The sequence below is a fragment of the Streptococcus milleri genome (assembly GCF_900636525.1).
GTDB classification, from domain to species: Bacteria; Bacillota; Bacilli; order Lactobacillales; family Streptococcaceae; genus Streptococcus; species Streptococcus hominis.
In genome coordinates this window covers 384,002-399,029 of record NZ_LR134288.1, presented here as the reverse complement: position 1 = coordinate 399,029, position 15,028 = coordinate 384,002, and the positions used below count along the sequence as shown (strand labels likewise).

17 protein-coding genes and 2 pseudogenes are annotated in these 15,028 nt (G+C 37.2%); 5 read left to right on the top strand and 14 right to left on the bottom strand.

What is annotated here, in order from left to right; genetic code table 11:
- Positions 1 to 74: 74 nt before the first annotated feature.
- The gene (locus EL087_RS02025) at positions 75 to 800 is read left to right on the top strand and encodes a 16S rRNA pseudouridine(516) synthase (protein ID WP_106100128.1); all 726 of its coding nucleotides are present in this window, start codon (positions 75 to 77) and stop codon (positions 798 to 800) included.
- 19 nt (positions 801 to 819) lie between these two features.
- On the opposite strand, the gene EL087_RS02020 is transcribed toward EL087_RS02025, so the two are convergent.
- The 3 genes from EL087_RS02020 to EL087_RS02010 form a co-directional block, all read right to left on the bottom strand.
- Positions 820 to 1,200, bottom strand: coding sequence for a rhodanese-like domain-containing protein (locus tag EL087_RS02020; RefSeq protein WP_106082915.1), 381 nt, complete (start codon positions 1,198 to 1,200; stop codon positions 820 to 822).
- On the bottom strand, positions 1,194 to 1,418 hold the full coding sequence (locus EL087_RS02015) for a YqgQ family protein (RefSeq protein WP_003025724.1): 225 nt from the start codon (positions 1,416 to 1,418) through the stop codon (positions 1,194 to 1,196). The genes EL087_RS02020 and EL087_RS02015 overlap by 7 nt, the downstream gene beginning before the upstream one ends.
- 273 nt (positions 1,419 to 1,691) lie before the next feature.
- Positions 1,692 to 2,219: a Dps family protein gene (locus EL087_RS02010; protein WP_126406550.1), complete on the bottom strand. Its 528-nt coding sequence runs from the start codon at positions 2,217 to 2,219 to the stop codon at positions 1,692 to 1,694.
- A 153-nt stretch (positions 2,220 to 2,372) separates the two neighbouring features.
- Between EL087_RS02010 and EL087_RS02005 the strand changes: the two genes are divergently transcribed.
- Positions 2,373 to 3,032 (top strand): prepilin peptidase, encoded by a 660-nt coding sequence (locus tag EL087_RS02005; protein ID WP_126406547.1) that lies wholly within the window; start codon positions 2,373 to 2,375, stop codon positions 3,030 to 3,032.
- 161 nt (positions 3,033 to 3,193) lie between these two features.
- On the opposite strand, the pseudogene EL087_RS02000 reads toward EL087_RS02005, so the two are convergent.
- A pseudogene (locus EL087_RS02000) lies at positions 3,194 to 3,355 on the bottom strand (tryptophan synthase subunit beta); the annotation flags it as partial.
- On the opposite strand from EL087_RS02000, the pseudogene EL087_RS01995 reads away from it, so the two are divergent.
- A pseudogene (locus tag EL087_RS01995) lies at positions 3,352 to 3,789 on the top strand (ISL3 family transposase); the annotation flags it as partial. The pseudogenes EL087_RS02000 and EL087_RS01995 sit on opposite strands and share 4 nt — an antisense overlap.
- A 388-nt stretch (positions 3,790 to 4,177) precedes the next feature.
- On the opposite strand, the gene EL087_RS01990 reads toward EL087_RS01995, so the two are convergent.
- The 9 genes from EL087_RS01990 to EL087_RS01950 all read right to left on the bottom strand — a co-directional run bounded on the left by EL087_RS01990 (position 4,178) and on the right by EL087_RS01950 (position 11,363).
- Positions 4,178 to 4,708 carry a VanZ family protein gene (locus EL087_RS01990; RefSeq protein ID WP_003028375.1) on the bottom strand — a complete coding sequence of 177 codons (531 nt, stop codon included), beginning with the start codon at positions 4,706 to 4,708 and terminating at the stop codon, positions 4,178 to 4,180.
- Positions 4,701 to 5,783 carry a 23S rRNA (adenine(2503)-C(2))-methyltransferase RlmN gene (gene rlmN / locus EL087_RS01985; protein ID WP_022525296.1) on the bottom strand — a complete coding sequence of 361 codons (1,083 nt, stop codon included), beginning with the start codon at positions 5,781 to 5,783 and terminating at the stop codon, positions 4,701 to 4,703. The genes EL087_RS01990 and rlmN overlap by 8 nt, the downstream gene beginning before the upstream one ends.
- Before the next feature lie 33 nt (positions 5,784 to 5,816).
- Entirely contained in the window at positions 5,817 to 6,380 is a 564-nt protein-coding gene (locus EL087_RS01980) for a YutD family protein (RefSeq protein WP_003043206.1), read from the bottom strand.
- Positions 6,381 to 6,519: 139 nt separating this feature from the next.
- Positions 6,520 to 7,575, bottom strand: coding sequence for a SepM family pheromone-processing serine protease (locus EL087_RS01975; protein WP_126406544.1), 1,056 nt, complete (start codon positions 7,573 to 7,575; stop codon positions 6,520 to 6,522).
- Positions 7,556 to 8,053 (bottom strand): pantetheine-phosphate adenylyltransferase, encoded by a 498-nt coding sequence (gene coaD / locus EL087_RS01970; protein WP_021001374.1) that lies wholly within the window; start codon positions 8,051 to 8,053, stop codon positions 7,556 to 7,558. Before coaD ends, EL087_RS01975 begins: the two co-directional genes overlap by 20 nt.
- A complete protein-coding gene (rsmD, locus tag EL087_RS01965) occupies positions 8,043 to 8,591 on the bottom strand; it encodes a 16S rRNA (guanine(966)-N(2))-methyltransferase RsmD (RefSeq protein ID WP_025271932.1) in 549 nt (182 codons plus the stop codon). Before rsmD ends, coaD begins: the two co-directional genes overlap by 11 nt.
- Positions 8,592 to 8,778: 187 nt before the next feature.
- Positions 8,779 to 9,321, bottom strand: coding sequence for a ribosome hibernation-promoting factor, HPF/YfiA family (gene hpf / locus EL087_RS01960; RefSeq protein ID WP_003032381.1), 543 nt, complete (start codon positions 9,319 to 9,321; stop codon positions 8,779 to 8,781).
- 78 nt (positions 9,322 to 9,399) lie between these two features.
- Entirely contained in the window at positions 9,400 to 10,065 is a 666-nt protein-coding gene (locus EL087_RS01955) for a ComF family protein (RefSeq protein WP_126406541.1), read from the bottom strand.
- Positions 10,062 to 11,363 carry a DEAD/DEAH box helicase gene (locus EL087_RS01950; protein ID WP_003028383.1) on the bottom strand — a complete coding sequence of 434 codons (1,302 nt, stop codon included), beginning with the start codon at positions 11,361 to 11,363 and terminating at the stop codon, positions 10,062 to 10,064. The genes EL087_RS01955 and EL087_RS01950 overlap by 4 nt, the downstream gene beginning before the upstream one ends.
- Positions 11,364 to 11,419: 56 nt before the next feature.
- On the opposite strand from EL087_RS01950, the gene EL087_RS01945 reads away from it, so the two are divergent.
- Together EL087_RS01945 and cysK are read left to right on the top strand one after the other, a co-directional pair.
- Positions 11,420 to 12,055, top strand: a complete 636-nt coding sequence (locus tag EL087_RS01945; RefSeq protein WP_106079174.1) for a YigZ family protein — start codon at positions 11,420 to 11,422, stop codon at positions 12,053 to 12,055.
- A gap of 99 nt (positions 12,056 to 12,154) precedes the next feature.
- Positions 12,155 to 13,084 (top strand): cysteine synthase A, encoded by a 930-nt coding sequence (cysK, locus tag EL087_RS01940; RefSeq protein WP_003028385.1) that lies wholly within the window; start codon positions 12,155 to 12,157, stop codon positions 13,082 to 13,084.
- A gap of 468 nt (positions 13,085 to 13,552) precedes the next feature.
- Here the strand turns inward: cysK and EL087_RS01935 are convergent, their stop codons facing one another.
- Positions 13,553 to 15,004 (bottom strand): hypothetical protein, encoded by a 1,452-nt coding sequence (locus tag EL087_RS01935; protein ID WP_126406538.1) that lies wholly within the window; start codon positions 15,002 to 15,004, stop codon positions 13,553 to 13,555.
- Positions 15,005 to 15,028: the final 24 nt, after the last annotated feature.

Below are 15,028 nucleotides of genomic sequence, written 5' to 3'. Positions count from 1 at the left end.
CAATGCCCGACAAATTTATTTACATTCTTTATTGCAAAATTATGATATGATAAGAAAAAAACAAAGGAAACTGTATGCGTTTAGATGTTTTACTAGCTCAAGCTCACATTAGTCGTAAAAAGATGAAGCAAGCTCTCCTAAAAAAGAAAATCTTGGTAGATGACTGTCCTGCTCGAAAACTCAGTCAAAATGTTGATACAGGTTTGCAGACGATTACGCTAGAAGAACAACCTGTTCTGGGCAAGCCTCATCAGTATTTTATGATGAATAAACCCCTTGGTGTCGTGACAGCTAACTCCGATGCCAAATCCCAAACGGTTCTAGATCTCATCAAACCAGAAGATTTCAATGATAAGTTATATTCTGTCGGGCGACTAGATCGAGATACTTCTGGACTGCTGTTAATCACTGACAACGGTCCGCTCGGTTTTCAATTGCTTCATCCTCAATATCACGTCACAAAAACATATGAGGTTGAAGTTAATGGTCTCCTAGATGACCGAGCAGTGCAATCCTTTCAAAAGGGCATCGTTTTTCTTGACGGAACAAGTTGTAAACCAGCCATTCTTACAATTCATTCTTCTAGCTCAAACAAAAGCTGTGCTACTGTCACTATTTCTGAAGGAAAATTTCACCAAATCAAAAAGATGTTTTTAACTGTCGGTGTCAAAGTTACTTCTCTTAAACGGACGCATTTTGGAGATTTTGAATTAGAACCAAACTTAGCCGCAGGAGAATACCGAGCATTGAACCAAGCAGAACTCGAAATAGTGAGGCACTATCTAGAAAAAAGCTATTAAAAGTGAGCAACCCTTTGGATTACTCACTTTTGATTTTTCCTTTCCATCCATCTAGTCCTGTAGAGAGGATGTAAATATTTTGATAACCTTGTTTTTTCAATAGAATAGCTGCATTCATAACACGTTGTCCACGGCTATTTTCGTACAGTAAAACAGCCTTGTCCTTACGAATAGCTCCCAAACTCGTTTTTAACTGCTGTGACGGGATATTTCGCGCTCCTAAAATATGTTTCCGGCGAAAATCAGCTGGATCGCGCAAATCAATCAACTGACCTTGCCGAATCATATCACCAAATTCTGCATTGTCTACTACCTTAGCCGCACGACGAACACGAATATAGTTAAAGCCCATCCAGCCTAACATCCCAACAATAATTGCCAATAAAATCCAGTTTAACATGTTTTCTCCTCATTCTTCTTCAAATATTGTAACTCCAACTGATGTTCCTTTCGCAAGACCCGCTCAGCTTCTAGATAGTCCATTCTTTCTATCAAGCCCGCATCATAAATCCTCTCTAACTCAATTTTCATCATTTCAATATCATACAAGCGCTTACCCATATAGATAATAATGCCAAAACTTTTGAGGTATTGCTGCACATCATAAAGTGTTTTCATGAGGCTTATTTTACCAGAATTTTAGGAATATTTCAAGGTTGAAAAGAACTCATTTTGTAAGTAAAACATTCTTCAAGTGCTCAAAAACAACAAAAAAGCCGCCGATTGGGCGACTCTTATAGGGAGATTATTATGAAAAAGAAAAGTTTAGGATTTTTATCAAATAAAGTTAGGAGGTCTTCATCTGATGATGTTAGTATAACGCCACCTCCTTAAACTTATCTTAAATTCTAAAAGATTTTAAAAATTTATTTTCTACTCTCAAAAATTTACTTACAAACCCGGAGTTTGACCGGTTTCTGCTGTTAACATCCAGATATTCTTTTCAAGTTCTGCTTTTGCACCGACAAAAATATCGTTGGTCACATCATCCCCTTCTTCATCTGTTACATCCAGAGCTTCTTGGTAGAGGCCTACCAAGTAACGGAAGATTTCGATGACACGTTCCAAACTTTCTGCAACATTCTTACTGAATTTTCCTTCTTTTTCTTCAATATTGCTGTGTTGGATAAATTCACTCAAAGTTGAATACGGCGTTCCACCTAAAGTAATCAAACGTTCACTTACTTCATCCAAAGTCGTATCCAAGGTTTCCATGTACTCGTCCATCTTAGGATGCCAAACCATAAAACCAGCTCCACGCATGTACCAATGTACTTGGTGAAGAGCAATACGAGCAGTGTATAAATCTGCTACTGCTTGGTTCAATACCACTTTTGTTTTGGGAAGAGACTTACTGAAAGACTCAACACTTGAGAAAGTTGCAACATCTTTTGCTGCTTCATTTTTTAGATTAACCATTATCCTACCTCGCTTTTATTTAGAATGATTCTAATCTTTTTGATTATAATTTAATTATAATGTTTCTAAATAAGAAAGTCAAATGATTGAACTCAGAAATTTCTTTTATTAGAAAAGTTGCAATTTTTTAGAATTATTTGCGAATAAAAAAGTATGATTCATTTTTATTTTTTCTTGGTTGGAAGCATTGTGGCTTCCTTTTTAGGGCTGGTCGTTGATCGTTTCCCTGAACAGTCTATTCTCGTTCCTTCCAGTCATTGTAATGCTTGTGGACAGAAATTAGCACCTCGCGATTTAGTCCCTGTCCTTTCTCAGCTTATCAATCGACTGCGTTGTCGGTTTTGTCAGTCAAAAATTCCCATCCGCTATTTGGTATTAGAAATCGCTATCGGATCTCTCTTTCTTGCAACTTCTATGGGCTATCTAAATATCGGTCAGCTTGTCCTACTTGTAATGGGCATAACCTTATCCCTTTACGATCAAAGAGAACAAGAATATCCTCTGCTTATTTGGCTGTTTTTCCATTTCCTTCTTCTCTTTTTAACAGGTTTCAATCTTCTAATGATTAGTTTTTTAACCCTTGGAATAGTAGCTTTTTTCTTTGACTTACGAATTGGCGCAGGAGACTTTCTTTTTCTAGCTTCTTGTTCAACTGTTTTCAAGTTGACAGAGATTCTTTGGCTGATTCAAATTGCCAGCTTAGTGGGCTTATGTCTCTTTTGCTTAAAAAAGAGAAAAGACAGGATAGCTTTCGTTCCCTGTCTTTTGATTGGAGTGATTGTTCTGCTTTTATGCGAACTGTTGCTTCAATAAAATTAGAATAACGTCCTATCATGAGTCTGGGATGAATGTCTCCAGATTCAGCGGAACCTCGAAACAAGAAAGCGATGATTACAATTTTCAAATTTTAGTTTTTTTACGTCATCTTCCCAGATTTCATATTTCTGTAGGTATTTGTACTCATGGGCGTCTATTCACTCTTGATTTTTCGTGTTTCTTTTTTCCAAGTAATCAGCAATAGCGGCTACATCTTTATCACCACGCCCAGATACATTGACGATAATAATATTGTCCTTACTTAGCTGTGACGCGCGTTTAACTGCTTCTGCAATAGCATGGGAACTTTCAATGGCAGGACAGCCGCAAGCTTAGCCATAAGCGTTTTTACAGACCAGCCTTCCGCGCTCATTTAACCAATCAAGAGATTCTCCATCAGCTACTCAGCTATTCGGACCAACTCCGACAGCACTATGAGCTTTACCAGCTTCTGCTCTTTCACTTTCAGGAAAAGCAAGCTGATTATTTCTTTGACCTGATGGAGGAGGTTATTTCGGATGTTCACCCGATTTTTCAAACCGTCTTTCGGACTTTCCTGAAGGACAGAGACAAGATTACCAACGCCTTGGAACTACCCTACTCCAACGCCAAGCTGGAAGCAACTAACAATCTCATCAAGGTCATTAAGCGAAACGCTTTTGGATTCAGGAACTTTGACAACTTTAAGAAACGCATTCTCATCGCTTTGAACATCAAAAGAGAGAGAACGAATCTCGTCCTCTCTAAAGCTTAGCTGACATCAACCCACTACAGTTGACAAAGAGCCGAATGTAAACAACAAAATACCCCCACACAAAAACTGTGTGAGGGCGTATGAGCATGGTGCCACCTCAGTTATGGGAAAAGTAGACCTTATCCGCATATCTCTATCTTGTCTATCAACAAGTTACACTGTAAGGTGTGCACACCGAATTTTTATTGTTTCAAATTCATATCATTTACATCAGCCCATTTCATAAATATCTACTGCTTGTTTACACCTAACACAAGCTCTCTGGAAGCATCAATTTACTACTTTTCTGATGTTTGAGCATTATTATAGAGTTTTTCTACCATTCTATCCATAAAATAGTGAAAAAACCATGGAAAAGCATCCTAAATCCGAACAATGACTCTTATTTTTATTTAGAAGTCAGAAACTTATCTTTCCAATGGCTGACACAAGTTTTATACAACAGAAAAGCCAGATATCCGCCTAATGTATTTGTCCATAAATCATCTATTTCAAAAACACGATTGGCATCAATTAAAATATCTAACAAAATCTGCGTGCATTCGATAAAAAGGCTTATCACAAAGCTGACAGAGAGTACACGTTTGGTATTTCGCAAGTTCGGAAACAACCAGAGAAGCTGAAAAATTAGTGGGCTAAGCAGAAAAATATTCATTATATTTTGCACAAAAACCTTAATTAATTGAAAGAAAGAAGTAATTTGCCCAAGATTGACCAAAGAATTAAAAGGAATGAGAAGCACTACAATACGACCAAACTGCTGAATTCCTGGTGTTTCCATCCCTTCTTCTGTCACCTGAGGGAGAAAACACATTAGACATAATAATAAAATGTAGAAAATGCTTCCCCAAGTCAGAATTTTACGTCCTTTAACTGTTAATTCTCCATTGGATTGCAGCCACACTTTTAACCTAGGCATGTTTCGCAAGTGCCTTCTCCTTGTCTTTCTTCATCGTATTGGAGCGCAATTGACCGCAAGCTGCATCAATATCTGTACCATGCTCTTGACGAACAACACAGTTAATGCCATTCTTTTTCAGAGTATCGTAGAAAGCCATTACACGTTCTTTGGGACTGCGACTATATTGATCATGTTCGCTAACTGGATTGTAAGGAATCAAATTGACATACGATAGCTTTTTGATGTTTTTGAGCAATTCAGCTAATTCCAATGCCTGCTCTACTCCGTCATTGACTTCATTTAGCATGATATACTCAAAAGTAACCCTGCGGTTGGTTGTTTCAATATAATATTCAATCGCCGCAAACAGCTTTTCAATTGGAAAGGCACGATTGATTTTCATAATGCTAGAACGCAATTCATTATTGGGTGCATGAAGAGAAACAGCTAAATTAACCTGCACTCCTTCATTTGCAAAATCACGAATTTTATGTGCTAGACCGGAAGTGGAAACCGTAATGTGACGAGCTCCGATAGCCAGCCCTTTGTCATCATTGACAGTTCGCACAAACTTGAGAACATTGTCATAGTTATCAAAAGGCTCGCCAATCCCCATAACCACAATATGGCTGACGCGCTCACCTTGTCCACGCTCATCAAAATATTTTTGCACCAGCATAATCTGAGACATAATTTCCCCATTATTCAAGTCACGCTGCTTTTTAATCAGCCCGCTAGCACAAAAGGTACAGCCAATATTGCAACCCACCTGAGTGGTTACACAGACCGACAGACCATAGTGCTGACGCATGAGAACTGTTTCAATCAACATACCGTCTGGCAGTTCAAAAAGATACTTTACTGTGCCGTCAGCCGATTCCTGCACCACTCTTTGCTTTAGCGGATTGACAACAAATTCATCTTCTAACTTTGCTAATAAACCCTTTGAAATGTTTGTCATTTCTGTAAAAGACTGAACCCGTTTGCGATAAAGCCACTCCCAAATCTGAGTAGCTCGAAATTTCTTTTCTCCTTGACTTTCTACCCAGTCTATCAAATCCTGACGGGTCAAACTATAAATTGATGGTTTCATTTTCTTCCTCTCTGTTCCCATTCTCAATTTCCACTATTTTTGACGAATGACAAAATGGCGCTGGCTGCTTGTTTGTTGTTGCTTCGTTGAATTTTGCTTTCTTGCTCTTTGCTTTTGATTTTGTCGCTTACTGCGCTGGCGATTTTCTCGCTTGGGTTGCTCTTCTTTATAGGAGTGAGCTTGTTTAGAACGACGTGGCTTGTTATCACTTTCTTTCTTGTGATGTGATTTTTTATCAAACGATGCGCGACGCGGCTGTAAATTTTCCAAGACAAAATAAGCACAACCATAATTGCAGTATTCTAACAAATAATCTTCTAAGCGACTGATTTTTTCCTCGCTTTCATTTGCCTTGTCATCTTTATAAAATCCACGCAAACGTAGCTGCTCGTTCCCCCAGTCACCAACAATATAATCAAATTTTGTTAAAATATCGGAAAAACGCTGATTAAAAGCCGTTATATCAAAACCTTCCTTGAAATTATCTACCAAGTCAAATTCAATTGTCTCAGTCAAAATTTTGGTTCCTATTTGCCGAAACTCCGGTCCAGGAAATTTATTGTAATTGTATAATTCAGGTGCAATTTCTTTTCGCATAGTCATCCTTTATCATCTTATTTCTTGTATTAAACTTATTTTACCATAAAAAGAAGTGTTTTTGATAGTTGAAATAGAGAAAGAAAAAAGGAGCAAAGTCAAACTTCTATCATTAACTTGCTCTTTTATTGAACTATTTTTATGACTTCTTTGTGTTCTTGAGGTAATCAATGGCATCTTGTAAAGTTTTCACGGGTACAATTTTCATATTGGTCTTAATTTTTTTAGCAGTTTCCAAAGCAGTCTCATAGTTAGTTTTCGCTTTAGGATTAGCTTTTTTAGCTTCCTTAGTAACTGGATTATTTGGTGCAAAGAAAATTTCTGCACCATTTTTTGCTGCTGAAACAACTTTTTTGTCAATCCCACCAATGTCGCCAACTTTTCCTTCGCGGTCAATTGAGCCCGTCCCAGCAATATTTCTGCCGTTTCTCAATGTTGGATCTGCAATTTGCGTATAAATTGCCAAACTAAACATCAAGCCCGCACTTGGTCCACCAATACCGGCAGTTGAAAATTCAATTGGTGTGTTGCTTGTGACTTCTGTTCGGTCAATCAAACTAATGCCAATCCCGTTTTTCCCATTTTCAAGTTTAATAATTTTACCTGTAGCAGACTTCTTCTGACCGTCTTCTACATAGTTCACCTTGACCTTGCTGCCAATCTTTTGCGCTCCGACATAGTCTATCAATTCTTTTGAACTATTGAAAGTCTTATCATTCACACCTGTCACGGTATCTGCAATATTTAAAATACCTTTAAAAGTAGAATTCTTTGTGACTTGCAAGACGTAAACCCCTAGATATTTCAGAGTAATGTCTTTGCCAGCTTTTTTCAACCCTTGGTATTTAGCTAGGTTTTGCGACGTTTCCATATAAAACTGATTGATCCGCATGTATTCTTTATCAGAAGTTCCACCAGTCAAATCCTTCGCCGAATAAATATCCGTAAAAGGTGTCAGCCAAGCATAAACCAAATGAGCGAAGGTCGCATGCTGAATTCCAACCGTTACAAAATTATAAGAACCTTTTTCCTTATCTTCTTTGTTGTCCACGCGCAATACCTGACGGACATCCGCTGCACCACCTGGCACCTCAATATAATAAGGCAAGGGAACTACAAAAGATAAGAAAAGCAAAATCAACCCTACTACTGCAATTATCGGCCATTTTTTAAATTTATTTCTTGGTTTTTCCATATTGTTTCTTTAACTCCTTTATGACACTTTCGGGCACATACTTTGAAATATCCTGCTCAAAGGAAATCAATTCACGAATTCTTGATGAGCTGAGATGCTGATAAGCTGGTTTGCTTATCAAAAAAATGGTTTCTATCTCAGGTGCTAATTCATGATTGAAAAAGTTGAGATTCCCCTCATAATCCAAATCCTGACTATTACGTAATCCCCGTACAAAAGTTGTCACTCCTAGCTTTCTAGCTACTTCCACTGCCAATTCATCATGAGAAGTAACAATTTTTACATTCTCCAAATGAACTAGAGCAGCTGCTATCATTTTTTCTTTCGCTTCAATACTAAAAAAACTCGTTTTCTCAAGATTATAAAAAATACCAACATAAAGGCAATCAAAGAGCTTACTAGCTCGCTTAATCAAGTCAATATGCCCCTTTGTAATCGGGTCAAAAGAGCCCGCAAATAATCCAATTTTATCTGACATAAACCGTCACCTTTGAAATTCCATATATTTTTTGCTTCCAGATACCTAGCCCTGCGATTTCTTCTGGTAAATCCACCGACTTGTCTGTCTCACAAACAACCAGTACATCATCGCTCAGAAGCTCTCGTTCAATCATTTTTATAATATCTGAAACAATCTGTTCTTTTGCATAGGGTGGATCTAACAAAACCAAGTCAAACTGTCCTGTGACCAATTCAAGTGCTCGATTGGACTCCATTTTCAGAAGTTCAAATCGTTCTTTTTCCTTAGTCATACTGATATTTTGGCTGATAATCGCTTGCGCCCTGCGGTCTTTTTCAACCAAAACAGCCGAAACCATGCCTCGCGAAATAGCTTCAATCGCTAAACTGCCGCTTCCAGCATACAAGTCCAGAACCTGTCCTCCATCAAAATAAGGACCAATCATATTAAAGATAGCTCCCTTAACCTTGTCTGTCGTCGGTCTGGTTGTTTTGCCTTCCAATGTTTTAAGAGGACGCCCCCCATATTTCCCTGCAACAACTCTCATAAAGAATATTATAACAAAATCTCGAAAGAATGTATCAGTTTTTCTTCTGTGATAACTGTAAGTCAATTGGTTTTTCTGTCTAACTTTTGAAATGCCGTTCAAACATGATGATTTTTAATACAGTTTTTTTGCAATTATCTTGAGCTGATTGCAGAGCAAATAAAAATCCCCTGATATAAATCAGAGGACCGATTGATTATCTCACTTCAAGCAAGCCAACGTCACCATCTTCACGACGATAGAGAACATTGGTTGTGTTGTCTTCTACATCAGTATAGATGAAGAAATCATGTCCCAATAAATCCATTTGAAGAAGAGCTTCTTCTAAATCCATTGGTTTTAAGTCGATTTGTTTTGAACGCACCACTTTTGCAGGTGCAGCTTCTACTTCTTCAATAACAGCGTCTGTAAATAACTGACTAGTTGATTTTTTATTACGGTTTTTACGTTCAATTTTTGTTTTATTTTTACGAATTTGACGTTCAATTTTATCTGTCACCAAATCAATGGAACCATACATATCTTGGGAAACATCTTCTGCACGAAGAGTGATAGAGCCAAGTGGGATGGTTACTTCAACCTTAGCTGTCTTTTCACGATAGACTTTCAAGTTTACACGAGCATCCAATTCTTGATCAGCTTGGAAATATTTCTCGATTTTTTCAAGTTTAGAAACTACGTAATCACGAAGCGCTTCTGTTACTTCTAGATTTTCACCACGGATACTATATTTAATCATATAAGTACCTTCTTTCTAAGCATTTTGTTTTTCTTTACTTTATTATAACGCTTTCATTTTTTTTTTGCAAATTTTTTGTTATCTTGCCAATGAAAATGTCACAATTTCTTTCACACCCGCTTCCACCAAAATATCTTTGGCAAGTTGTAAGGTTGCTCCTGTGGTATAAATGTCATCTATCAAAAGGATTTTGGGTGGAAGTTGAATATTGTCTTTCACTTTAAAACACTGCTGACTTTGCAATCGCTCCTTTCTCGTCTTGCTTGATTGAGCAATTGTATCATACTTTTCTAAAACTTCCTTAAATGGCAACTTTGCGCCCTCAAGGAGAGCTGTTACTTGATTAAACCCTCTTGTCTGATACTTTTCGGCACTTACAGGAATGGGAACAAGCGCATAATCACGGTAAACTTTTAATTCCTTTTGCAAAACTTCAGCAAATACAGAATAAAGAGCATAATCTCCTTGAAATTTATATTGGCTGAAAAAGTCTTTCATGGCTTCGTTATATACAAAACAACTTTTATGACAAACTTCTTTTCCTTTTTCTATCCACACTTGGCAATCTATGCAGACTTCACTTGCCCCGTCACGATAACACTTCGGGCAATGCTGCCCTGAAATGCGTTGAAATTTTTCAAAACAAGTATCACAGGCTCTTGCTTTTGGCTTCGTCAAAGTCAATAAATCACAAAATGTTAGTTTTTCATCCAGTAGACTATCACATAAAACACATGAATTCATAAACCGGCCTCCTGATTCATCTCCTGAATTTCTTTAATCGCTTTTTCTATCGCCATAGTCGCACCGTCATGAAAAAAGATTAACTCGCCTGTCGGTCGATCCATACTGCGACCGACGCGTCCAGCGATTTGCACCAGAGCGCTGCGACTAAACAAACGGTGGTTAGCCTCCACCACAAAAACATCTACACAAGGAAAAGTTACACCACGTTCTAGAATTGTCGTTGTTACCAAAATCGTGATTTCTTTTTGACGAAATTTCTCTACAATTTCCAGTCGATTTTCAGTCGTCGAGGCTACAAAGCCAACTTTTTCATTAGGAAAAGTGCTTTGAAGAATCTCTGCTAATTCCTGCCCCTTTTTAATCTCAGAAGCAAAAATAAGAAGTGGAAAGCTGGTTTTTCTCTGCTTTTGAATAAACTGTCTTAACTTAGGAACTAGCTTCTTTTGACCAAGATATTTTTGAAAATCTGCCAACCAAATTTTTTGAGGAACAATCAAAGGATTCCCATGAAAACGTCTAGGTAGACTCAAACGAGTTAATTCTCCTTTAGCCACTTTTTTATCCAACTCATCTGTGGAAGTTGCTGTTAAGAAAATCTTCGTTCCCTCTACTTTAACTGCCTGATGAACCGCATGATAAAGCATCGGATTGTCCACGTAAGGAAAGGCATCTACTTCATCAACGATAAGAAGATCAAAGGCTTGATAAAATTTGAGAAGCTGATGCGTTGTAGCAATCACGAGAGGACTACGGGAATATGCTTCTGATTCACCGTGCAGGAGTGAAATATCGCAAGTAAAATCTACTTTCAGTCTGCGATAAAGTTCTAAGCAGACATCAATTCTGGGGCTAGCCAAGCAGACGGCTCCACCTTGATTGATGACTTGTGCCACCACCTGATAGATCATTTCCGTCTTTCCGGCTCCTGTGACTGCGTGAACCAAGCTATCTTTGCGTTTGGTAACCGCCTCTACAAGTCCTTGAGAAACCTTGGCTTGAAATTCTGTCAACTTTCCTTGCCATTTCAAAACATTCGCTTTGGGAAATTCTTCCTGTGGAAAATAGTATAGTTCTTCATCACTCCTAACCCTTCCTAAGATCAAGCAAGACCTACAATAATAAGCACCAATTGGTAGTTGCTGTTTTTCTTTGTCAATGGCTTGTCCGCAGCGATTACAGCTTAACTTTCCTTTCTCTTCTACCATTCCAGCTAAGCTTTGTGCTTGCAATTGCAATTCTGGTGACAATTGACTTTTTGTAAAAATACGACCTAAGCAATCTTGTAATTCCGTCATATCTATTTATTCGGAAAAACTTTGGCAAAATAAAAGTTTTTTTGTAAAATGAAGATATGGAATTTAGAACAATCAAAGAGGACGGTCAAGTCCAAGAAGAAATCAAAAAATCGCGCTTTATCTGTCATATCAAGCGTGTGACAACAGAGGACGAAGCACGAGAGTTTATCAATACTATTAAAAAAGAACATTACAAAGCTACTCATAACTGCTCTGCCTTTATTTTAGGAGAGCGGAGCGAAATGAAGCGAAGCAGCGATGATGGCGAACCCAGCGGAACTGCTGGCGTGCCTATGCTAGGCGTCTTAGAAAATCATCAACTAACTAACGTCTGTGCTGTCGTGACGCGCTATTTTGGGGGCATCAAGCTAGGAGCAGGTGGGCTCATTCGGGCTTATGCTGGCAGCGTTGCCCTAGCTATCAAAGAAATCGGAAGTGTCCACATAAAAGAACAACTTGGACTAAGGCTTACTCTTTCCTACAGTCAATATCAAGAATTGCCAAATTTTCTTAAAGCCAAACAGTTGCAAGAGCAGGATACAGCTTTTACAGATCAAGTACAAACGACTATTTTTGTTGACAAAGACGATAAAGACAGCGTTATAGAAAGTTTGATTGAACTGTTTAATGGAAAAATTGACATTGTTGAGCAGGGATTGCGGAAAGTTGAGGTTCCCATTTCTTCATCCTAAATATTAAAAAAGGCTATCGACTTGATAGTTTTTTTATATTTTACAAAGGCTCTTTTTCGTTTTATACTGATTGTATCAATAGAATTGAGGTATTATTTTATGGCACAAATTTATCATAACATTACAGAACTCATTGGAAATACTCCTATTGTGAAATTGAATAAGCTGGTTCCAGAAGGCGCTGCTGATGTCTATGTCAAGCTAGAAGCTTTCAATCCGGGGTCGTCTGTCAAAGACCGCATTGCTCTCAGCATGATTGAGACCGCTGAGCAAGAGGGCTTGATTCAGCCGGGTGCAACCATTGTCGAAGCAACCAGCGGAAATACTGGAATCGGTTTGTCTTGGGTCGGTGCTGCTAAAGGTTATAAGGTCGTTATTGTTATGCCAGAAACCATGAGTGTGGAGCGCCGCAAAATTATCCAAGCTTATGGTGCCGAATTGGTGCTCACTCCCGGAAGTGAGGGAATGAAAGGTGCGATTGCCAAAGCTGAAGAAATCGCCAAAGAACGTAACGGATGGCTACCACTACAGTTCAACAATCCAGCTAATCCTGAAGTACACGAAAGAACAACAGGAGCAGAAATTATCTCTGCTTTCGGTGAAAAAGGATTGGACGCCTTTGTCGGTGGAGTTGGCACAGGTGGTACAATTTCTGGCGTTTCTCACGCTCTCAAAAAAGTCAATCCAAATATACAAGTTTACGCAGTTGAAGCCGATGAGTCCGCTATCCTGTCCGGTGAAAATCCTGGACCCCACAAGATTCAAGGAATTTCAGCTGGTTTTATCCCAGAAACACTGGACACTCAAGCTTATGACGGTATTGTCCGTGTTACCTCTGATCAAGCACTTGACCTTGGACGCCGTGTCGGTGGACAAGAAGGCTTTCTTGTAGGGATTTCTTCTGCCGCAGCTATCTATGCTGCACTTGAAGTAGCCAAAAAACTAGGAACAGGTAAAAAAGTCCTAGCTCTTGCTCCAGATAACGGCGAGCGCTACCTCTCAACCGCTCTCTATAATTTTGAGGTTTAGAAATCAAGGCATATACACGTACAAACTTTAAATTTGGATTTGCCAACAGTTTAAAAAGAACAGCTCAATAATAGAGCTGTTCTTTTTTGATAGGTGGGGATGTTAGAAGATGTTGGTAACTTTCTTGTTTCAGGACTTCTCTTGCTGAAAATCATCGTCTAAGGTCGTCTGAATCATAGAGACACCAAGTCCGCTTCCCTGATACTCGCATCAATATTCTTATGATAGTCACTTCCTGATAGACTTGCTCATTAGTGTACTCCCCACAAGACTGCTTCTCCACCAGCTTCACCATAGTAGGTAGAAGGTTTCAAGCTATCAACCTATTCAAGCCAAAAACACTCTGCCACAGGTCACGTTTTTCTTTATAGATGATATTGGATTATCAATGGTGTAGGTTGGTTACATGGGTGAAGCCTTTTTGAAATGTATCTTTATGATAAACATATCTAGAATCTCAAATAATTATTATGGAATCTTAGAATAATTTTTCGGAACTTTAATAACATTCCCAAATAGATTAATCTTCTTATATTTAATTTTGGGATATATATTGATCCCCTTGAATTTATCCTGAAAGGTTGATTCCATTCTATTTGAGCAACCTGATCTTTTTAACAATTCAATATAGTGATCAACCAATAAAACGTGATTAGACGATGAATAATCTATAGAATAATTTATTAAAGAAAAGAAAATAATTTTTTTAGGAGTGATATCCTTATACTTCCCATCAAAATATTTTTGAAAAACATTTTGAATGTTCAATTCTCTCTCTGCAGTCCTATTTTGCTTGGTAGCCTTTGATAATAATTTCTTCAAATTTTTAATTTCTTTAACTGTATGGACAGGAAGTTTATATTTTAATTCAATTATTTGAACAATATTTTCTCTTTTGTCATAAACAATTAAATCTTCACCCGGACTTCCATCCTTGTCTACATCAAAATCATACCATGTAGAAGCATTTGCCTTGATTTGTTCAATTTGATGTTTCTCTAATTTCTTCTGTTCATTCTGATACAAACTTAGATTTTTCTCTTTTAATAATCGTAGTAAATTTTTATCCAATCTCTGACATAAGAAAAGATTAAAAGATAACAATAACTTACCGTTCATTGGTATAAAGTAAGAAATATTAGGATCACTTTCACTATTAGAAAAATCATATTTTAAATAGTTAATTATGGTTGCTATTTTATTATGAGATAAAGAAGACATATATGGGGATAATTTATGAATCCATTCATCTTCAGTAAGTACTAAGAAACCTACTTCATTTACAATTTTAATTGGATTAGACAATTTTTGAAATATTAAGGAGTCAAGTCCCTTACAAAAAACTTTATATTCTTCTAGAGTAAAAGATCCAAAATTTATATCCACTATCAAATCAAACATATTATTAGTGATATCCTGTAATTGATCAACCCCTATTAAAGCATTACTTTGTTCTAAACTATGCCAAAAGCCATTATAAATATCATTAATCCTGAATAAGTCTTTCTCATATTCAAACTGAATATAGTTACCGGTCATAATTACTCTAACAATCTTATTTTTATAAAGTTCAATGAATCGACTAAATTCTAAATAATCACTAATTATGTTTAATAGTTTCATCAATTCTAATGGATCAATATCAATCGTTTCATCATTTTTAGATTGATTACTCAAATGGCTTAAAATAAAAGGGACAGCATCTTGGATAACATTAACTAACAAATTAAAAGATTTAAATAAATCTTCTGATTGAAACAATGTAAATATTTCTCCCTTGGAAATAAGTATAGATGTCTCCAAACGAGAAAATAAATAATATATAGCTGTATCTCTATTCAGTTTAAAAAAAGAGTGATTCAGTATTTCTTTTTCTATCTCAGAATGCTTTTTAAATAAATAATCTAAATTATAACTCACTTAATTGACACTCCACTGAAATAA